Here is an 18,865-nt window from a genome sequence, read left to right on the forward strand (position 1 = left end):
CGTATCCGGTTGCGATATCGTAGTTTCGGTCAACCAGTTTGACTTATTTCCATTTATTTCGGCTACCGGTGATCTCCATGGCATTCTCCGAACGCGTTTCCCGCCTGAAAAGCTCCTTGATTCGTGAAATTCTCGCGGCAGCGCAGCGCCCGGAAGTCATGTCGTTTGCTGGCGGTCTGCCGGCGGAAGCCATGCTGCCCCGTGTGGAGTGGGCCGACATGCCCGTGGCGTTGGGCCAATACGGCATGAGCGAAGGTGAGCCCGAGTTGCGCGAAGCCCTGGCTGATGAAGCCCGCGCCATTGGTCTGCCCTGCGATGCCAGCCAGGTATTGATCGTCAGCGGTTCGCAACAAACCCTGGATCTGGCCGCCAAGCTGTACATCGACAAAGGCACGGAAATCGTCCTGGAAGCGCCGACTTACCTGGCTGCGCTGCAGATATTCCAGCTGTTCGGTGCTGACTGCCTGACCGTACCGTTGCAGGCCGACGGCCCGGATCTGCTTGCGCTGCGTCAGCGCCTGGAGCAGCACAAACCAGCGTTTGCCTACCTGATTCCGACGTTCCAGAACCCGTCTGCGGTGCGTTACAGCGAGGCCAGTCGCGAGGCGGTCGCGGCGCTGCTGGATGAGTTCGGCGTGACGTTGATCGAAGACGAACCGTATCGTGACCTGACCTTCGATGGCGGCAGCGCACGACCGATTGCCAGTCGCCTGAAAAAAGCCAGCTGGATCTACACCGGCACCGTGTCGAAAACCTTGTTGCCCGGCTTGCGCGTCGGCTACCTGATTGCCAGTCCTGATCTGTTCCCGCATTTGCTGCGATTGAAGCAGTCCGCCGACCTGCACACCAATCGGCTGGGCCAATGGCAGGCGCTGCAATGGATCGGCACCGAACACTACCGCAAGCATTTGTTGCAATTGCAGGACTTCTATCGTGGGCGTCGCGATGCATTCGAAGTCGCCCTGCAAGAGCATTTCGGCGATCTGGCCGAGTGGAACAGCCCGCAAGGCGGATTGTTTTTCTGGCTGACGTTGCGGCAACCGTTGGATACTCGGACCTTGCTCAATGCAGCGTTGGCACAGGATGTTGCGTTTATGCCCGGCGAGCCGTTTTTTGCTGACCCGGATGCCAATCATGGCTATCTGCGTTTGAACTTCAGCCACATCGACCCGGCCCGCCTCGGCGAAGGTCTGAAGCGACTGGCGGTGGTCGTGCGAATGGCTCAGCAGCAACAAGCGGCTTAAGGCCATCAGGACAAGCAGTGAAAGGAGAGCAGTGATGTATAAGGTTTATGGCGATTACAACTCGGGCAACTGCTACAAGATCAAGCTGATGCTCAGCCTGCTGGGCATTGCGTATCAATGGATTCCGGTGGACATCCTCAGCGGCGAGACCCAGACGCCGGCGTTTCTGGAAAAGAATCCCAATGGCAAGATTCCGGTCCTGGAGCTTGAAGACGGTACCTGCCTGTGGGAATCCAATGCGATCCTCAATTTCCTCGCCGATGGCAGCCATTTCCTGCCGGCCGAGCCGCGCTTGCGCACTCAGGTCTTGCAATGGCAGTTCTTCGAGCAATACAGCCACGAGCCATGTATTGCGGTTGCGCGCTTTATTCAGTTCTATCTGGGCATGCCCGAGGAACGGCTCGCTGAATACCGCTCCTTGCAGAAGGCCGGTTATCGCGCCCTGGCGGTGATGGAACAACAGCTCAAACGCACGCCGTATCTGGTGGGCGAGATGTTCTCCATCGCCGACATTGCGCTCTACGCATATACCCATGTGGCCCATCAGGGCGGTTTCGACCTGGCACCATACCCAGCCATTCAACACTGGCTGGCACGGGTCAAGGGCCAACCGGGCTATGTGGGTATGCTGGATTGATGCGTGTCTAATCGGGCAAATATGGAGCCGTAGGAGCGGCGTTAGCCGCGAGGAAGGCCCTCCCGGCTGAAGCCGGTCCTACAGCAAACAGGTTTGCCCCGGAGTTCAGTCGTTTGTTAATGAGGAGTTTCACATGCGTTTTTCGATGATGGCGGTGCTGGCATTCATGGCGCTGGGCATAGGCTGTTCGGCACAGGCGCAGATCCAGGATTGCGATGGCACCCAAGGCGAAATGAACGCCTGCGCGGGCAAGCAATTGGCAACGCTGGATGCGGATCTGAATAAACAGTACAAGGCGCAGATGAGCTATCTCAAAGACGCCGCGCAGAAGCAGTCGCTCAAGGATGCGCAGGTCAAGTGGATCGCGTTTCGCGACGCCGATTGCCTGTATCAGGTGGGTAAACGCGAGGATTCCGGGTCAATCTGGCCGCTGCTGCAATCCCAGTGTCTGGCCGAGCACACTGAGTTGCGGGTCAAGCAATTGAAAGCTTACGTCGCCTGTCGCCAGGACGGTTGCCCGAACTGATCGAGCGAGGTCTCAGACCGCAGCGAAGCGCTGATTCAGGTAATCGATGATGACCCTGGATTCGTACATCCAGACCGTTTTGCCGCCTTCATCAATGCGCAGGCAAGGGACTTTGATCTTGCCGCCTTCGGTGAGCAATGTTTGACGGTCCGCCTCGTTGTTCTTCGCATCGCGCAGCGCAACCGGCACGTTCAGGCGGCGCAGGGTGCGGCGCGTCTTCACGCAGAACGGGCAGGCGTGAAACTGATACAGCGTCAGGTCCAGCGCTGCCGCATCGACCGTTGCCTGAGCTTGCGGCGTGCGCTGCTTTTTGCCGGGGCGGGTCAGGAAGTCGCCGAAGATGATCAGCTGGCCCAGGCCAACTCTTAATGCCTTGATAAACATGATGCAAACCTTCTGAAAAACCTAGGCTGAAAGATTGCCCAAGGCCCGAACGCAACGCAGTCGGGCAGGGCGGCAATCACTTGATCAGGCTGAGAAACTCGCTGCGGGTCGCTGCGTTTTCACGGAATTCGCCGAGCATCACCGAAGTGATCATCGCCGAATTCTGCTTCTCGACACCACGCATCATCATGCACATGTGCTTGGCTTCGATGACCACCGCCACACCCAGCGCACCGGTAACCGTCTGCACGGCTTCGGCGATCTGGCGGCTGAGGTTTTCCTGGATCTGCAAGCGACGGGCATACATGTCGACGATGCGCGCGACCTTGGACAGACCGAGCACTTTGCCGTTGGGGATATAAGCCACGTGAGCCTTGCCAATGAACGGCAACAAATGGTGCTCGCACAACGAATACAATTCGATGTCCTTGACCATCACCATTTCGCTGGCGTCGGAGCTGAACAGCGCGCCGTTGGTGACTTCTTCCAGGGTTTGCTCATAGCCGCGACACAGATACTGCATCGCCTTGGCAGCACGCTTGGGGGTGTCGAGCAGACCTTCGCGGGAAACGTCTTCGCCCAGTTGGCCAAGGATCGCGGTGTAATTCTGTTCCAGTGTCACAGAGCTTTATTCCGTGTGGGTTCAATAAACGCGGGTTTGAAGGCCCGCCAAGGCGCACATAGTAACTTACCTGCAGCCGACACGTCGCGGTCGAGGCCGGATGGTGCGCCTATGTATCAAGCTTGATACCTGACCTCTACCAAGCTGCTACGTACATACGGGTGCTGGCGGTGTCTGACGTACAGGTAACAAATACCTGTCGCATAGAGAGTTAATTAGATGTTTGCTCGAATAGTTAAAGTCGCAATGGTTGTAGCTGTACTGTCCACGGTTTCCGGATGCTTCCCGTTCTGGGGGCCGGGTGGTCATGGCGGCGGCGGTGGTGGCGGTGGTCATCATGACGGTGGTGGCCAGGGCGGCCCGGGCTTTGGTGGCCCAGGCGGCCGTCCGTAACACCTGCGTTTCTTCAGGCTGAGGCTTGAACCAGGCTGCGACGGTTTATTCGTCGCGGCCTTCCATCATGGTGCGCTTGAGGATCACGTACACCGCTCCCGCGCCGCCGTGTTTGGCCAGGCATGAACAGAAACCCAGGATTTGGGTATGTTGCCGCAGCCAGGTGTTGACGTGGCTTTTGATCATCGGCCGCTTGCCGTCCAGGCGCACCGCCTTGCCGTGGGTCACGCGCACGCAGCGGATTTCCAGCCTGGTCGCTTCGGCGAGAAATTCCCACAAGGTCTCGCGCGCCACTTCGACGCTCATGCCATGCAGGTCCAGACTGCCCTCGAAGCTGATCTGACCCAGCTTGAGCTTGCGCATCTGACCTTCCTGAACCCCGTCCCTTGACCAGCTCAGCACGTCCTCGGGGCCCACATCAATCACGAACTGATCAGACAGGCCGTCAACGGTTACCGAATCGGTGCGCACTGTTGCTGACTGGCGCAGCCTGGCCAGAAGTTTACGATCGGTCTTGGGTTTGCCCACATCCGCATGTTCATGCTTGATGGGCTTGACGCCGCGCGTCTCGTTTCGGAACAGGGAAAAGTCGTCGTCTTGCATGGTGCCTCCGCGAAGAGGGCTAGTTTAACCAAGTCGCGGGGTGCTCGGGTTGACTAAACTCGTGTCGAGAAAAAAACGCTGCAGCAATCAGTCGTGTTTTTTCATCAGGTGCGGGGACATATTCAAACCCTTTGCCCGGCGCCGACTCAGACGGCAACGCCGCCACAACCAGATGCCGAGATACAGCACCAGCAAACCGCCAGCCACGATGAATGCCGCGCCGACCGGGCTGGCATTGAGTTCGCCCAATGCCTGGGGATGCCCGATGAGACTGGACACACCCGCCATGGTCAGCAAAACGCCCAGCGTCGCCAGCAAGGCAGCAATCGCAGAACCAATACGCACACCCCAGTTCCCTTGCCCTTTGGGGCGCAGGCGACGGGCGTCGAAACCATCGGATATTTTCATTCCGATTTCCTCCAGGTGTATCGGCGCTCTGACCCGGATATGAACCGGTGGTTCCCGCCACAACAGGTTCAGAGGCAAATGCGAGTGATTAATGGATAGGCGGTTATGAGAAGTAGATCACATGTTCGCAGGGGGTGCAGGCATTGCTTCAGGAACCGTCTCGAGATGCTCCGGCGCAACAGTGGCGCAGGGTGGCAGTGGATCGATTCCTGATGCTCAAGCGCCTCAGATCAAGTCTTTGGTCAAGGCCAGTGTGGCGAAGTTGTCGTTCATGATGGCCATCTCGGTGCGATGCACGACCCGAGCGCTGACGATGCCTTCAGGGCTTGGCAGGTCGCGGGTCGCACAGGCGTCATCGACCAGTGTGCAGCGATAGCCGTAGTCCTTGGCCGCGCGGACCGTGGTGCTGATGCTCGAATGGCTCATGAAGCCGCACACGATCAGGTCCAGATGACCAAGGCTCTGCAACAGATCGTCAAGACCGGTGCCATTGAAGGCATTGGGAAGGCGCTTTTCGACGACGCGCTCGCCATCCTGGGGCAGCAGCGACGGCAGGAATTCGCCGCGCTCGCCTTGCGGGTCAAACAGGCCGCCGACGGTGCCGAGGTGACGGATATGCACAATCGGGCATTTCGCAGCGCGGGCAGCCGCTACCAACAGGCAGATATTGGCGACGGCTTCGTCGATACCGCTCAGTGCCAGCGGACCACTGACATATTCTTTCTGGGCATCGATGATAATCAGGGTGGCATTACTCAAAGTGGCGGGTGCATAACCACGGCCGCTGAGTTGAAACATGGTCTTTGGATCTGACATCTGGGGCTCCTTCAGGTGGGGCTTTTGCGACATTCTCCTCCGGCTGAGCGGTTCTGGGAATGGCAACGATGACAACTAACGGTTTTGCTGGGCTGTAGCGCTGTTTTCACCTGCGTAATGGCAGTATGCCTTGATTGTTTTGCCGGGATACATAAAGTGCAGCGGAGAAGATGGCCCGATACGCCTTCACGGCGTCACGGCATCGTCTGTTAGAATCCCCCGTCGTTTTCTCAAGGAGTTGTCTGAAGTGATCACATCCCGCTTGCGTACGCTGCGCGACCATATCCGTTGGGCGGTCAGTCGCTTTCACGAAGAAGACCTGTTTTTCGGGCACGGTACCGATAACGCGTGGGATGAAGCCCGGCAACTGGTGCTGGGTGCGGTCCACCTGCCTTGGGAAATTGCTGACAGCTATCTGGATTGCCGCCTTGAAGTCGATGAGATTGCGCTCCTGCAGCGCTTGATCATGCGCCGCGTCGACGAGCGCATCCCGACGCCTTATCTGCTCGGCGAAGCCTGGTTCTGCGGGATGTCGTTCATTGTCGATGATCGCGTGCTGATTCCACGCTCACCCATTGCCGAGCTGATCGAAAATCGCTTTGCGCCCTGGTTGCCCGACGAACCGGCGCGGATTCTCGATCTGTGCACAGGCTCCGGTTGCATCGGCATTGCCTGCGCCGACGTATTTCCGGACGCTGAAGTGGTGCTTGCGGATCTGTCCTATGAAGCGCTGGAAGTGGCCAATCAGAACATCGAGCGCCATGGCGTGGATACTCGCGTGTACACCGTGCAGGGCGATGGTTTCGATGGTTTGCCGGGGCAGCGCTTTGACCTGATCGTCTCCAATCCGCCTTATGTCGACGCTGAAGACTTCGCCGATATGCCTGACGAATACCAACACGAGCCTGAACTGGCGCTGGCATGCGGCAGTGATGGCTTGAATCTGGTCCGGCGTATGCTCAGCCAGGCCGCCGATCATTTGACCGACAAGGGTTTGTTGATCGTCGAGGTCGGCAACAGTCAGGTTCATGTGCAGGCGCTGTACCCGGAAGTGGACTTCGCCTGGCTGGACTTCCTGCGCGGCGGGCATGGCGTGTTCATGCTGACCGCTGCCCAGTGCCGGGACCATCAGGCGTTGTTTGAAACCCGGGTGTGAGCGTAGCGTGTAGGAGGGGACTCGTCCCCGATGGCTTCGGCGCAGACCCCATCGGGGACAAGTCCCCTCCTACCCGATTCGTGCACCGTCGGCAAAGGTTTTCATTTCCGGCATCGGTGGATGCCGGTCACCGATGCGTCGCAATCCAGATCAGCAACCCTGCCTGGAATACCGCGAAGGTCACCAGGCACGCAATCGTGAAGCGCAGGCTGCTGTCCTCGCGCTTGTATTTGGCCACCCGGTCTTCGTGCTGGCGTATCAGCACTTCCTGCTCGATCATCTTCTTCTCGGCGTTCTCCAGCATTTGCGAGGCTTCGAGGATTTCGATGATCTGAATTTTTTCGGTATTCCAGGTGCTGTGCAGGTTGCCGACCTGGACATCCTTGACGCTGCCTTTCATATGTTGCGCATCGGCGTAGGCGACTTCAAAACCCTGGGTGCGCAAAAAGTGGTCGCGGCGCAGGCGGGTGTCTTCGTTCAGGCCGTCCTTGCTGGCTAGCGCCACGCTTTCAATCTTGTACGTCGACCACTTCTTCTGCGCCCAAAGAATGCCTTGGGCGGCCAGGAAACGACCGATGCCGCGGTTCCACGGTTCGATCTGCAAGCCGGAGTCGGGCCCCATGCGCACCAGGCGCTTTTCGTGGTCGACCCAGACGTCCAGATGATTCTGTTCGCGCCGCACCCGTTGTCCTGGCAGCTGGATGGCCAGGCGCAGCAGGCTCAGCTCCTTGCTGTGGCGCTCGGCGCGACCGAACTGGATGAATCGCAGGGGACGGGCGCCGGTGGCCCGGTCAGTCTGCAGCGGTGCCAACCGCAACATCATGAAGGTTTCCGGCTGAACCTCTTCCCACGGCTGCGCAACCGCCGGTACTTCAGCAGTGGCGGTTTTTTCGGCAACAGTGTGCAGAGCATTCGTTTCAGTCATTTTTCCCGCCGATCTTGTGCATGATCCTTAGGTTGCATACAAAGTATTGCAAACACGGTGCCAGTAGCATCCTATCGGCCGTTTTTGCCAGTCCTGAAGGGTATTTCGCGTGTGTTGTCGTCAAAAATTGGATCAAGCGGCGGGCAGGGTGCCGATGAAACGCAGAATGCGGGTAGTCAGTTCACTGGCCAGGGGCAATTGCGGATCCTTGTACGACGCGAGCTGGCGTTTGATGTCGTTGGGCACAATGCGCAGCACGTGGTTCATGCCGTCGATCAAGGCCAGTTCAGCATCGGGTTTGGCTTGCTGCAGAAGCTGCGCATCGCCCACGCCGACCTGAATGTCGTGGCGACCCTGAACGATCAGCGCCGGGACCTGCAACTTGCCGAAGGCAGCGACCGGATCCTGTCGGAACAGCGAAGTCAGGTACGGCTGCACGCTGGGACGAAATACCACTTCCAGCTCGGCGGGCACATCGTCGTCGGTCTTGCCGGCCTTGATTTCATCGATCAACTGATTGCTGCGCGCCAGCAGCGGCGGCGGCAGACGGTACTGAAGCTGTTCGCGCAGCACCTGATCAACCGGGCGACCAGTGCCAGCCACGGAAATCACCGCAGCGGCGCCAGCTTTCTCGGCAGCCAGCGAGGCGACCAGAGCACCTTCGCTGTGGCCCAGCAGAATCAATTGGCCCAGACGCGGATCAGCCTTGAGTTTTTGTCCCCAGGCTTCGGCATCCGCCACATAACCTTCGATGCTCAGGTTGCGTTCGTCCGGTGTGGCCGGTTTGCTGGCGGCGATCCCGCGCTTGTCGTAACGCACGCTGGCAATGTTGTGTTTGGCGAGGATGCGCGCCAGACGCTTCATGCTGTCGTTGCGCCCGCCATCGGGGTTGTTACCGTCTCTGTCCGTCGGACCGGAGCCGGCAATGATCAGCACCACCGGCACTGGCGTGTCGGATTTAGGCAGCAACAAGGTGCCGAACAGCTCACCGGTACCGGTGTCGAGACTGATAGGACGTTGCAGGACAACTGGTTCGCCAGCGTAGGCAAGCCCGGTGAGCAAGGGAAGTATCAAGGCAATAACTCGTAACATCGTTGGGCCACTATCTGTTTGGGTGCCGATTGGACGCGGCCAGACGAATAAGGTTCGAGGATGAACTACACGACCAGCCTGCGTATACTGGCGCGCCTGGTTTTTATTGATCTGGTTTTATCGATCTCGCTTTTTTCGCTGACTTCTCGGAGCGTCCGCATGTCCGGCAACACTTTCGGCAAGCTGTTCACTGTTACCACCGCCGGCGAAAGCCATGGTCCGGCGCTGGTTGCTATCGTTGACGGCTGCCCGCCGGGCCTTGAGCTGTCGCTGCAAGACCTGCAACTTGACCTCGACCGGCGCAAGCCTGGCACCAGCCGTCACACCACCCAGCGTCAGGAAGCCGACGAGGTGGAAATCCTCTCGGGTGTCTTCGAAGGCAAGACCACAGGCGCTTCCATCGGCTTGCTGATTCGCAACACCGATCAGAAGTCCAAGGACTATTCCGCGATCCAGGACCTGTTCCGCCCGGCCCATGCCGATTACACCTATCACCATAAATATGGCATTCGCGATTATCGTGGCGGCGGTCGCAGTTCGGCGCGGGAAACCGCCATGCGTGTCGCGGCCGGTGCCATCGCCAAGAAATACCTGGCGAGCCTGGGCATCGTGGTGCGCGGCTACATGAGCCAGCTGGGCCCGATCGAGATTCCGTTCAAGACCTGGGACTCGGTCGAAGACAATGCCTTTTTCTGCCCCGATCCGGACAAGGTCCCGGAGCTGGAAGCCTATATGGACCAGCTGCGTCGTGATCAGGATTCGGTCGGTGCGAAGATTACCGTGGTCGCCGAAGGGGTGATGCCGGGTCTGGGCGAGCCGATCTTTGATCGTCTGGACGCCGAGCTGGCCCATGCGCTGATGAGCATCAATGCCGTCAAGGGCGTCGAGATCGGCGCCGGTTTTGCCTGTGTCGCCCAGCGCGGTACCGAGCATCGCGACGAGCTGACGCCGGAAGGTTTCCTGTCCAACAATGCCGGCGGCATTCTGGGTGGCATTTCTTCCGGGCAGCCGATTGTTGCGCATCTGGCGCTGAAGCCGACCTCCAGCATCACCACACCGGGACGTTCCATCGACATCAACGGCAATCCGGTGGACGTGATCACCAAAGGCCGCCATGACCCGTGCGTCGGCATTCGCGCCACGCCGATTGCCGAGGCGATGATGGCCATTGTCTTGCTGGACCACCTGTTGCGCCATCGCGGGCAAAACGCCGGTGTGCAAGTCAGCACGCCTGTGCTGGGTCAGCTCTGATGATCAATGGCGCCGCTGCCAGCGCAGCCTGCTAGCGTGGCGCCAGTCTCAGCCGGGCCGCTGCCGTATTGGCGGCTGTCCAGCTTCTATCTGTTCTACTTCGCCTTGCTCGGCTCCACGGCGCCGTATCTGGCGCTGTATTTTCATCATCTGGGTTTTTCCAGCGCGCGGATCGGCGAGCTGGTGGCAATCCCCATGCTGATGCGCTGCATCGCGCCCAATCTCTGGGGCTGGCTCGGCGATTACACCGGGCGACGCCTGACCATCGTGCGCTTCGGCGCAGTCTGCACGCTGCTGACGTTCTCGCTGATTCTGTTCGACAAAAGCTATGCCTGGCTGGCGATGGTCATGGCGTTGCACGCCTTCTTCTGGCACGCAGTATTACCGCAGTTCGAAGTCATAACCCTGGCGCACCTACAAGGGCAAACCTCACGCTACAGCCAGATTCGACTCTGGGGTTCAGTGGGCTTCATTCTCGCCGTGGTCGCCCTGGGCCGGCTTTTTGAAGGGTTTAGCCTCGACCTTTATCCCCAGGCGTTGCTGGTGATCCTGCTCGGTATTGTCGCCAGCAGTTGGTGGGTGCCCAATGCCCAGCCGGTGCTGTCGGCCGCGCGCCTGGGCGCCGGAGGTTTTTTCCGGCAACTGACCCGGCCCGGGGTACTGGCGTTTTATGTCAGCGTCGGGCTGATGCAGTTGAGCCACGGCCCGTATTACACCTTCCTGACCCTGCACCTCGAAAGCCTGGGTTACAGTCGCGGCATCATCGGTCTGCTCTGGTCCGTGGGCGTGGTAGCTGAAGTGCTGATGTTCATGGCCATGAGCCGCATGCTGAAGCGTTTTACTGTGCGTCAGGTGTTGCTGGCGAGTTTCCTGCTGGCGGCGTTGCGCTGGGTGTTGCTGGGTAGTTTTGCCGAGTACTTGGCGGTGCTGCTGGTTGCCCAACTGATGCATGCGGCGACGTTCGGCAGTTTTCACGCAGCTGCCATTCATTTCGTGCAACGTAGTTTCGGGCCGCAACAACAAGGTCAGGGCCAGGCGCTTTATGCGGCGTTGGCCGGCACCGGCGGCGCATTGGGGGCGTTGTATTCAGGCTACAGCTGGAATCTGCTGGGCCCGGGCTGGACGTTCAGCATCGCCAGCATTGCGGCATTGGCCGCCGCCGTCATCACAGGTTCAAGAATGAAAGAGGAGCGCGCATGAGCCGCGAACAGCTAAGCCAGGCAATTATTGATGCCGGGCGCTTTTTATATGCACGGGGCTGGTCGCCAGCCACCAGCAGCAACTATTCCGCACGACTAAGCGCGACCGAAGTGCTGTTGACCGTTTCCGGCAAGCATAAGGGTGAGTTGGGGCCGGACGACGTGCTGGCGACCGATCTGGCCGGCAACAGCCTGGAGCCGGGCAAGAAGCCTTCAGCGGAAACCTTGCTGCATACTCAGCTATACAGCTGCAGGCCGGACGTCGGCGCGGTGCTGCACACCCATTCGGTGAACGCTACGGTATTGTCTCGTCTGACCGCCGCCGATCACTTGGTGTTCGAGGACTACGAGCTGCAAAAGGCATTCAGCGGTGTCGTCACCCATGAATCCCGGGTTGTGGTGCCGATTTTCGACAATGATCAGGATATCGCCCGACTGGCCGCCAAGGTTCAGCCCTGGCTCGATGCCCATCCAGACTGCGCCGGTTATCTGATTCGCGGCCACGGTCTGTATACCTGGGGTGCGCGAATGAGCGATGCGTTGCGTCAGATCGAAGCGTTCGAGTTTCTGTTTGAATGCGAGCTGAAAACCCTGGCCATATTGAATCGATAACAGATTTACCCGCAGCGGCCTGGCTTTCTCACTATTAAAATCCGCCGCAGGGTCACCAAAACCGAGGAATTGCCCCATGAGCAGCCTGTTCGTTTATCACGAGTCCAGCCCTGACCAGCCCAACAAAGTCCTGACCCACGTCGAAGACATCGCCTCGACCCTGGCCGAACACGGCGTCGGTTTTGATCGTTGGCAGGCGGCTACGCCGATTGCGCCCGGCGCGACCCAGGAAGACGTCATCAGCGCCTATCGGGTGCAGATCGACAAGCTGATGACCGAACGGGGCTATGTCACTGTCGACGTGATCAGCCTCAACAGCGACCATCCGCAAAAAGCCGAACTGCGCGCCAAATTCCTCGACGAACATCGGCATGGGGAAGACGAAGTAAGATTTTTCGTTGCCGGCCGTGGGCTGTTTACGCTGCACATCGAAGATTATGTCTATGCCGTCCTGTGCGAAAAGAACGACCTGATTTCTGTTCCAGCGGGTACCCTGCACTGGTTTGACATGGGCGAGAACCCGCATTTCGTGGCCATTCGGCTGTTCAACAATCCTGAAGGCTGGGTCGCCAACTTCACCGGCGAAAGCATCGCCCGCAACTTTCCGCAGCTCGACGATTTATAGGACCGGATACTGATGACGATTAAAGCTGTCCTGACCGATATCGAAGGCACCACCAGCGCCGTGAGCTTTGTCTTCGAAGTGCTGTTCCCTTACGCCGCGAAACATCTGCCGGACTTCGTGCTCCAGTACGCCAGCGAGCCTGCCGTTGCCGCGCAGTTGCAAGCGGTGCGCGCTGAAAGCGCCGAGCCGGATGCTTCGGTGCAACGGGTTGTCGAAATCCTGCTGCAATGGATCGCCGAGGACCGCAAGGCCACGCCGCTCAAAGCGCTGCAAGGTATGGTCTGGGAGCAGGGCTACAAGGCCGGTCAGCTCAAGGGTCACGTTTATCCCGACGCCGTGGAAGCCCTCAAACGCTGGCATCAGGAAGGCTACGCGCTGTACGTTTATTCGTCCGGGTCGATTCAGGCGCAGCAACTGATTTTCGGCTGCTCTGAAGCGGGCGATTTGTCCGGGTTGTTCAGTGGCTATTTCGATACCACTTCCGGGCCCAAGCGCGATCCGCAGTCCTACAGAACTATCACCGCCGCTATCGGCTTGCCTGCCGAGCAGATCGTGTTCCTGTCCGACATCGTTGAGGAACTGGACGCCGCACAAGCTGCCGGCATGCCGACCTGTGGCCTGGTCCGCAATGGCGGGGAACTGGTCGGACACAGCAACGTTGCCAGTTTCGCCGTAATTGATCTGACGCGCTTCTGATTCCTCTTCCCCCGGCAGTCGCGGGCCAGAACCGCGACTGCCGTCAGTCAACATCGCCTGCCTCGTTACTTATCTGCAGAACTTTAGTCAGCCTTTTCTGAATGCGCTGTGGGACGCGGCTTCGATGTAAGTCAGCGAAGACTGTTTGTTTTCGCTTTGGCTTTTCAGTGCGTTTATTCGTGTAGTTTTCTGCCCATCCAGCCATCGCCGATATTGCTTGCACACCATAAAACAGTGGCGGGCTGGAGAAGGAGCTAGCGCCAATGGAAACTGCCAATTCACGAAACGCGAATCTCGATCCGCTCATCCAGCAAATGGTCAGCAGCATTACCGAGCTGGACAGCGAGTATGCGATTGAGAACGCATTGATCTGGTTGCGACGCGAGTGCAATTGCGAGCGGGCAATGTTTTATCAGTTCCGGGGTTCGATGCTGCTGACCATTGTGACGTCCAACGTCGACAGCAACTGGCGCCACATGTACCGCCGCAGTCGGATGCTGCTGGAAGATCCGGTGGTCAACTATTACCGGGAACAGCTGGGCTTTCTCGACTGGCGCAAGGCGTTCCAGCTTGATCCGCCTTCCAGCACCTATAGCGAGGCCGTTGCCAGTCATCAACTGAATCCAGGTTGTTCCTATGGCTACAGTCATCAGGGCCAGGGATTTCAGGGTGTCACTTCAATCTGCTCGCTCAATGGTTTGACCAGAAGCCTCACCGGTGCTGATAAATACTTGCTGTCCAGTCTGGTGCCGGTGCTGCACATGGTGGGCAGAGGTGCAAAGTTACGATCCCGGGGGCTTAGCGAGAAAGAAATTGAAGTGTTGGAATGGGTCAGAGAAGGCAAGACCACTTCCGAGATCGCATCGATCCGGCAAATCGCCGCACCAACCGTGAAATATCACCTGAAGAGCATTTACAACAAGTTGGGCGTTTCCAATCGCGCGCAGGCGGTGGGGGAGGCGTTGTCCCAGGGGATTATCAAATAGATACAGTAGAGACCGTCTTGACGCCCTGAATCCCTCCTACGGTTTAATTCAGTGCGAATGCTCAAACCAAAAAAAGCCGCGAAAGCCTTTCGGCAGTCGCGGCAAAAAAACAAAGGATGAGAGAGCGGGTGAATCAGTACAACGTGAAGCGTGCAGTCGGCCTTACCAGCAATCAGCGAGTGTGGTAGGTCGGCAAATCAAAACGGTGTTGGCTTTGCAGCATTGAGATGGCCGGCAGTTCGCTGGCTTGTGCTGCGAGGTCGCGGCGAATCGCGCTGATTACCCATTCCAGTTGAACCGGAGTATGGAGCTGCGCATAGGACACGGAGCGACGAATCTGTTTGCCTTCACTGTTACGCAAAGAAAGAAGCACACCACCGTCAGGACGGGCCTGAGTGGTTACGTCGAATTCGGAAAAGACGGAAGCGAATTTTTCTTGAATAAAAGTCATGTCTAGCGGCTCCATTGCTCATGGGATAACAAGCGTGGAATTACTAGTGCAGTGACTGTGCCAGTATTTGAATCTTAATTAAGTCGTTTAAAATCAATAACTTATCAAATTTGATTTTTTCGCGGCTCGTGCAATTTGCATGAAGGCCCATCGTGCATCCTGCATTTTGCGGGTTTTTTCGCGGTTGGAGAGGGCAAGCGCGGAACTTAAGCGAACGTCCGGGTTCTGGCAAAACCGGACGGTGATGCGAACACACCTGGACGCTCTGACCACGTTTTTGAGGAATTATTCGAACCGGCCAAAAATACCTTTTCCGTCTATTTATCAATGACCTCGATAGGCGGCTTTGCCTTGACCCGATTCGAACGGCTGCGCACAGTTGCGGTCATTACCAGACAGCTTCCCTGAACCTTATTGATGCCGCGTGCAAACTGCCTGCGAGGAGATACCAGATGTCAGATCCAACCAACACGGCTGCCGGACCGGTGCAAATGACCGATGAAGAAGCCCTCGAATTCGCAGAGCAGGTGTTTGACGTGGCGCGCCGTGGCGATGCGGTAATGCTGGACAAACTTCTGGAGAAAGGTCTGACACCGAACCTGCGCAACCACAAGGGCGACACTTTGTTGATGCTGGCCAGCTATCACGGCCATCAAGACGCCGTTCGGGTGTTGCTCAACCATAAAGCCGATCCGGAAATCCGTAACGACAACGGTCAAAGCCCGGTGGCGGGCGCAGCGTTCAAGGGCGATATGGCGGTCGTTAAATTACTCATCGAAGGCGGCGCAGACGTGGAAGGCGCTTCGGCGGACGGTCGCACTGCATTGATGATGGCGGCAATGTTCAATCGCACTGAAATCGTCGATTACCTGATCAGCAAGGGCGCCAATCCTCACGTGCAGGACGCTAAAGGCGTGACGCCGCTGACCGCCGCGCAAACCATGGGCGCGGTAGATACGGCTGCGCAGTTGAGCAAACTCGCCAACTGAATGCGTATGAGCTGAACTGATATGCCCAACTGATATAGAGGCGCGCAGGATTTGCCGTTATCCTTCGCGCCTTTATTTTTGCTTGTGATCAGGATCGCCCCATGAAGAATCAACTTATCGAATTAATCGGCAAAATCAGTTCGGGTTGCATGGGCGAGCAGGATATCGAGCGCATCGCCGACGAAGCGGCCCAGGCGTACGCTGATCCTCAGGCGTTTTTGGCAGCTAATCCGGACATCAACTACGACGAGACTTTCCCGATTGCATTGGGGGAGTGGGTCGTGGTGGGCAGCTTGCCAGAGACTGTGCTGTTCCAGGCCGATACCTACGAGGACCTGTTCGCGCAAATCGTCGAGTCGTTCGGACCGGACGTCACGTTCAATATCAAGCCCAAGCAATTGGCCAAGGTCGAGCCGCTGACCGCGCTCAACCGTATCCAGATTCAGCTGGGCGCGATGAACAAGGAAATGGGCGGCTACGTGCTGATGAACTTCAGCCAGCCTCTGGATGATGAGCTGCAAGCCGTGCTGGTCTACGGTAATGATCAGGCGCGCGTTCTTGAGTTGTGCGCTGCGGTCGGTATCCACGCAGCGCCTGCACTGCAGGCGCTGAAAGCATCGAGCTGATCAACCCAGCGCGGTATCGAGAAACATCATGACCGCGAAACCGCCCATCAAACCCAGGGTTGCGGGCGTTTGATGGCCGTTGCGGTGAGTTTCCGGAATCACCTCATGGGAAACCACGAACAACATGGCGCCCGCTGCCAAACCCAGGCTGACCGGATAAGCGATGGCGAAGCCGCTGGAAATTCCCAGTCCGATCAGCGAGCCGATGGGCTCCATCAGGCCCGAACCGATCGCCACCAGCATCGCTTTGAATGCTGAAAGCCCGGTGACGCGCAAGGCCAGGGCAATCGCCAGGCCTTCTGGAATATCCTGAATCGAGATCGCAGTCGCCAGCGGCAGGCCGACATTCATGTCGCCATTGGCGAAACCGACGCCAATGGCCATGCCTTCCGGAAGGTTGTGCAGGGTGATTGCCAGGACGAATAGCCAGACCCGATTGATCCGTTCGGAGTGTGGCCCCTGACGGCCCACGCTTTCGTGTTCGTGGGGGGTGAATTTGTCCAGGCCCAGCATCAACAGCACGCCCAGTCCGAGTCCCAGCACCACGGTTGCCGCAGCAAAGGGGCCATTTCCGGTGACTTCCCTGGCAGCGGCCAGGCCGGGAAGGATCAGCGAAAACGAACTCGCCGCGAGCATCATTCCCGCCGCGAAACCGAGCATGATGTCCTGGCTGCGCTGCTTGATGTCGCGCATCGCCACGGCCATCACCGCGCCCAACGCGGTCGCGCCGAAACCGGCGGTGCCGCCCAGCAAGGCGTAATGCAGGTTGTCCTGATTGGCGCCGTAGATGGCGTTGTAGCCACTGGCGATCAGCAGCCCGAGCACCACCAGCAACACCAGCAGAAAACCGAGACTGAGCAAGGGCGTGGATTGTGCCTGAGCGAACCATGTCGCCCACCACGTTCGCGGTTGTGCGGGAGTTTGCATGAGTGCCTGACCTTTGCGGAGTTAGTAAAAAAATTGCGCCGTTACGCCTGTGTTATCAAGTCGGAGCGTAAAAATATGCCGATGGTTCAACGGAACCCTTGAAGACTGCGACTATCCTAAGCAGGCATGTATTCATTCGGGACAATCAGGAGCGACACCATGGGTTCCACTTTCAATGGTTTGGTAGGGCTGATCATTCTTGCCCTCGATATCTGGGCCATCATCAACGTTCTGAAAAGTGGTGCCGAAACCGGGATGAAGATCCTCTGGGTATTGCTGATTGCGCTGCTGCCGGTGCTGGGGCTGATCATCTGGGCGATCGCCGGTCCGCGCGGCAATGTGCGGATCTGATATCTAGCGAAGTCAGATGAACACCAGCTCTCGGTAGTACGCCGTTAGCTGGTGCCCGCGTCAATATCCATTCTCAGCTGACCAGCGTTGGCGAATCTATAGAAACTTTAGCTAATACTGCGGCTTTCTTGATCTCCGCTAATTCCAGCCATTCGGTAACCAGAGCGTCGAGATCAGCACGTTCGGCCTCGTCGCCGAAGACGTCTTTGCGGGTGACGATCACTCGGGATTGGGCCTTCAGGCGTTTTTGTGCCTTGCTCAGGCTTTTCTGTTGTTCAGGTTTGAATTCGAGGATTTCGCCATGGCTTTTGTCGTAGTAAGCCCGCAGATCCAGTTCAGTGAGGCGATTCAGGCGCGGATGGGTTTTAGTGCGCAAGTTTTGCCGGAAACGTAAGTAGGATTCGGGCTGCCAGGCCGCCATATCTTGTTCAATGGGGTCGATTTGCTTGCTGATCTGCCTGCGCTCCAGGTCGGTGAACAAGGTTCCATTGCGCTGTTGAGCCGTGATCCAGCGCAACAGGGTGGTCAAGGCGGCGCGGCTGTAACCGCTATTGCTGGAGTGCTCAGCGAAAGACAACATTTGAGTGAGGATCGACCTAGTTGGCATGTCGCCTCGCAGATCAATTTCCGCAGCCCATTGCGCACAGGTTTTCTGCTCCAGGGCGACACAACCCGGCTGCCAGAGAATCGAGCTGTAGCCATCCGACGTGGCCTTGCGCGGCATGAAATGCCGTTGCTCGCCGTGGTGCTCGAAGTTGTCGCCGCGCAGGTTCAGCAACCCGCCCAATAACACCGCTGTGCCCAACAGTGGCGTACCGATCGAGGCCACCAGCATGGCCGTACCCGGCAGCAGGTGTTTCCAGTTGCCATCCATCCAGGTGGAAGGCACACCGGGGATGGGGTCGTGATGGTTGACCAGACGATGATGAGTCAACCCCGCCGCTGCTTTGACGAAGGCGCTGTCACCGGCCCGGGGTGAGCCGTAGGTGTAAAGGATGACGTTCGCGTTGGGGTAAGAGCGGTTCAACCACTCCGCCAACAGCAAGGCAATGGCTCCGCCCAGGCTATGGCCGCAGATCAAAATGGTTTGGTCGGTGTAGAAGTCTCTGAAGTAACGACGAACAAAATCCTTGGCACCCACGAAGGCTTGATGAAAACCATTATGAGCCTGGCCCTGGCCGTCTTCGTTCAACTCTCCGGAGTATATTTCACCCCAACGATCATGCAACCTGTAAGTAAGTCCGGCGTAGGCTTTTCCGTCTCCCTGTTCATTGACCAGCCGGAAGCTGCACCAGTAGTCACGTTGCGGGCATTTTTCTTGAAGTCGTTTTTCTTGAAAGGCCATA

Annotated in this window: 24 protein-coding genes; 14 read left to right on the forward strand and 10 right to left on the reverse strand. The window is 58.0% G+C overall.

Annotated elements, in window-relative coordinates; translation table 11 throughout:
- Positions 1-77: 77 nt before the first annotated feature.
- The 3 genes from AABC73_RS09240 (at position 78) to AABC73_RS09250 (ending at position 2,407) form a co-directional block, all read left to right on the forward strand.
- The gene (locus AABC73_RS09240; RefSeq protein WP_341523320.1) at positions 78-1,244 is read left to right on the forward strand and encodes a PLP-dependent aminotransferase family protein; all 1,167 of its coding nucleotides are present in this window, start codon (positions 78-80) and stop codon (positions 1,242-1,244) included.
- Positions 1,245-1,278: 34 nt separating this feature from the next.
- On the forward strand, positions 1,279-1,881 hold the full coding sequence (locus AABC73_RS09245; RefSeq protein ID WP_020292879.1) for a glutathione S-transferase family protein: 603 nt from the start codon (positions 1,279-1,281) through the stop codon (positions 1,879-1,881).
- A gap of 133 nt (positions 1,882-2,014) precedes the next feature.
- Positions 2,015-2,407, forward strand: coding sequence for a lysozyme inhibitor LprI family protein (locus AABC73_RS09250; protein ID WP_341523321.1), 393 nt, complete (start codon positions 2,015-2,017; stop codon positions 2,405-2,407).
- 12 nt (positions 2,408-2,419) lie between these two features.
- Here the strand turns inward: AABC73_RS09250 and AABC73_RS09255 are convergent, their stop codons facing one another.
- Positions 2,420-2,791: a glutathione S-transferase N-terminal domain-containing protein gene (locus AABC73_RS09255; protein ID WP_341523322.1), complete on the reverse strand. Its 372-nt coding sequence runs from the start codon at positions 2,789-2,791 to the stop codon at positions 2,420-2,422.
- A 76-nt stretch (positions 2,792-2,867) separates the two neighbouring features.
- Positions 2,868-3,413 carry a GTP cyclohydrolase I FolE gene (gene folE / locus AABC73_RS09260; RefSeq protein WP_020292882.1) on the reverse strand — a complete coding sequence of 182 codons (546 nt, stop codon included), beginning with the start codon at positions 3,411-3,413 and terminating at the stop codon, positions 2,868-2,870.
- Positions 3,414-3,632: 219 nt separating this feature from the next.
- Here folE and AABC73_RS09265 point away from each other — a divergent pair, with 219 nt between their 5' ends.
- Positions 3,633-3,806 carry a hypothetical protein gene (locus tag AABC73_RS09265; RefSeq protein ID WP_341524369.1) on the forward strand — a complete coding sequence of 58 codons (174 nt, stop codon included), beginning with the start codon at positions 3,633-3,635 and terminating at the stop codon, positions 3,804-3,806.
- 45 nt (positions 3,807-3,851) lie between these two features.
- On the opposite strand, the gene AABC73_RS09270 is transcribed toward AABC73_RS09265, so the two are convergent.
- The 3 genes from AABC73_RS09270 to AABC73_RS09280 form a co-directional block, all read right to left on the reverse strand.
- Positions 3,852-4,409 carry a Smr/MutS family protein gene (locus AABC73_RS09270; RefSeq protein WP_341523323.1) on the reverse strand — a complete coding sequence of 186 codons (558 nt, stop codon included), beginning with the start codon at positions 4,407-4,409 and terminating at the stop codon, positions 3,852-3,854.
- 87 nt (positions 4,410-4,496) lie between these two features.
- Positions 4,497-4,817 (reverse strand): hypothetical protein, encoded by a 321-nt coding sequence (locus AABC73_RS09275; RefSeq protein ID WP_065836290.1) that lies wholly within the window; start codon positions 4,815-4,817, stop codon positions 4,497-4,499.
- A 225-nt stretch (positions 4,818-5,042) separates the two neighbouring features.
- Complete coding sequence (locus tag AABC73_RS09280; RefSeq protein ID WP_341523324.1) at positions 5,043-5,633, reverse strand: cysteine hydrolase family protein; 591 nt, start codon at positions 5,631-5,633, stop codon at positions 5,043-5,045.
- 247 nt (positions 5,634-5,880) lie between these two features.
- Between AABC73_RS09280 and prmB the strand changes: the two genes are divergently transcribed.
- Complete coding sequence (gene prmB / locus AABC73_RS09285) at positions 5,881-6,789, forward strand: 50S ribosomal protein L3 N(5)-glutamine methyltransferase (protein WP_341523325.1); 909 nt, start codon at positions 5,881-5,883, stop codon at positions 6,787-6,789.
- A gap of 127 nt (positions 6,790-6,916) precedes the next feature.
- Here prmB and AABC73_RS09290 read toward each other — a convergent pair whose 3' ends face one another.
- Both AABC73_RS09290 and AABC73_RS09295 read right to left on the reverse strand, forming a co-directional pair.
- A complete protein-coding gene (locus tag AABC73_RS09290) occupies positions 6,917-7,714 on the reverse strand; it encodes a hypothetical protein (RefSeq protein WP_341523326.1) in 798 nt (265 codons plus the stop codon).
- Between the two features lie 132 nt (positions 7,715-7,846).
- Positions 7,847-8,806, reverse strand: a complete 960-nt coding sequence (locus tag AABC73_RS09295) for an alpha/beta fold hydrolase (RefSeq protein ID WP_341523327.1) — start codon at positions 8,804-8,806, stop codon at positions 7,847-7,849.
- A gap of 159 nt (positions 8,807-8,965) precedes the next feature.
- Between AABC73_RS09295 and aroC the strand changes: the two genes are divergently transcribed.
- From aroC to AABC73_RS09325, 6 genes are all read left to right on the forward strand, one after another.
- Complete coding sequence (gene aroC, locus AABC73_RS09300; RefSeq protein WP_341523328.1) at positions 8,966-10,057, forward strand: chorismate synthase; 1,092 nt, start codon at positions 8,966-8,968, stop codon at positions 10,055-10,057.
- A gap of 6 nt (positions 10,058-10,063) precedes the next feature.
- On the forward strand, positions 10,064-11,257 hold the full coding sequence (locus tag AABC73_RS09305; RefSeq protein ID WP_341523329.1) for an MFS transporter: 1,194 nt from the start codon (positions 10,064-10,066) through the stop codon (positions 11,255-11,257).
- Positions 11,254-11,868, forward strand: coding sequence for a methylthioribulose 1-phosphate dehydratase (locus AABC73_RS09310; protein ID WP_341523330.1), 615 nt, complete (start codon positions 11,254-11,256; stop codon positions 11,866-11,868). Before AABC73_RS09305 ends, AABC73_RS09310 begins: the two co-directional genes overlap by 4 nt.
- Positions 11,869-11,944: 76 nt before the next feature.
- Positions 11,945-12,493, forward strand: a complete 549-nt coding sequence (locus tag AABC73_RS09315) for an acireductone dioxygenase (RefSeq protein ID WP_341523331.1) — start codon at positions 11,945-11,947, stop codon at positions 12,491-12,493.
- 12 nt (positions 12,494-12,505) lie between these two features.
- A complete protein-coding gene (gene mtnC / locus AABC73_RS09320) occupies positions 12,506-13,189 on the forward strand; it encodes an acireductone synthase (protein ID WP_341523332.1) in 684 nt (227 codons plus the stop codon).
- Positions 13,190-13,452: 263 nt separating this feature from the next.
- Positions 13,453-14,175, forward strand: coding sequence for a LuxR C-terminal-related transcriptional regulator (locus AABC73_RS09325; RefSeq protein ID WP_341523333.1), 723 nt, complete (start codon positions 13,453-13,455; stop codon positions 14,173-14,175).
- Between the two features lie 172 nt (positions 14,176-14,347).
- Here AABC73_RS09325 and AABC73_RS09330 read toward each other — a convergent pair whose 3' ends face one another.
- On the reverse strand, positions 14,348-14,626 hold the full coding sequence (locus AABC73_RS09330) for a DUF3509 domain-containing protein (protein ID WP_020291487.1): 279 nt from the start codon (positions 14,624-14,626) through the stop codon (positions 14,348-14,350).
- 452 nt (positions 14,627-15,078) lie between these two features.
- Between AABC73_RS09330 and AABC73_RS09335 the strand changes: the two genes are divergently transcribed.
- Entirely contained in the window at positions 15,079-15,615 is a 537-nt protein-coding gene (locus tag AABC73_RS09335) for an ankyrin repeat domain-containing protein (protein WP_341523334.1), read from the forward strand.
- A gap of 101 nt (positions 15,616-15,716) precedes the next feature.
- Positions 15,717-16,241, forward strand: coding sequence for a hypothetical protein (locus AABC73_RS09340; protein ID WP_341523335.1), 525 nt, complete (start codon positions 15,717-15,719; stop codon positions 16,239-16,241).
- Here the strand turns inward: AABC73_RS09340 and AABC73_RS09345 are convergent, their stop codons facing one another.
- Complete coding sequence (locus tag AABC73_RS09345; protein ID WP_341523336.1) at positions 16,242-17,168, reverse strand: ZIP family metal transporter; 927 nt, start codon at positions 17,166-17,168, stop codon at positions 16,242-16,244.
- A gap of 159 nt (positions 17,169-17,327) precedes the next feature.
- Here AABC73_RS09345 and AABC73_RS09350 point away from each other — a divergent pair, with 159 nt between their 5' ends.
- Positions 17,328-17,519, forward strand: coding sequence for a PLD nuclease N-terminal domain-containing protein (locus AABC73_RS09350; RefSeq protein ID WP_020291491.1), 192 nt, complete (start codon positions 17,328-17,330; stop codon positions 17,517-17,519).
- 73 nt (positions 17,520-17,592) lie between these two features.
- Here the strand turns inward: AABC73_RS09350 and AABC73_RS09355 are convergent, their stop codons facing one another.
- Positions 17,593-18,864, reverse strand: coding sequence for a lipase family protein (locus AABC73_RS09355; RefSeq protein WP_341523337.1), 1,272 nt, complete (start codon positions 18,862-18,864; stop codon positions 17,593-17,595).
- Between the last annotated feature and the right edge of the window lies 1 nt (position 18,865).

The sequence above is a fragment of the Pseudomonas sp. G.S.17 genome (genome assembly GCF_038096165.1).
In the GTDB taxonomy this organism is placed as follows: Bacteria; Pseudomonadota; Gammaproteobacteria; order Pseudomonadales; family Pseudomonadaceae; genus Aquipseudomonas.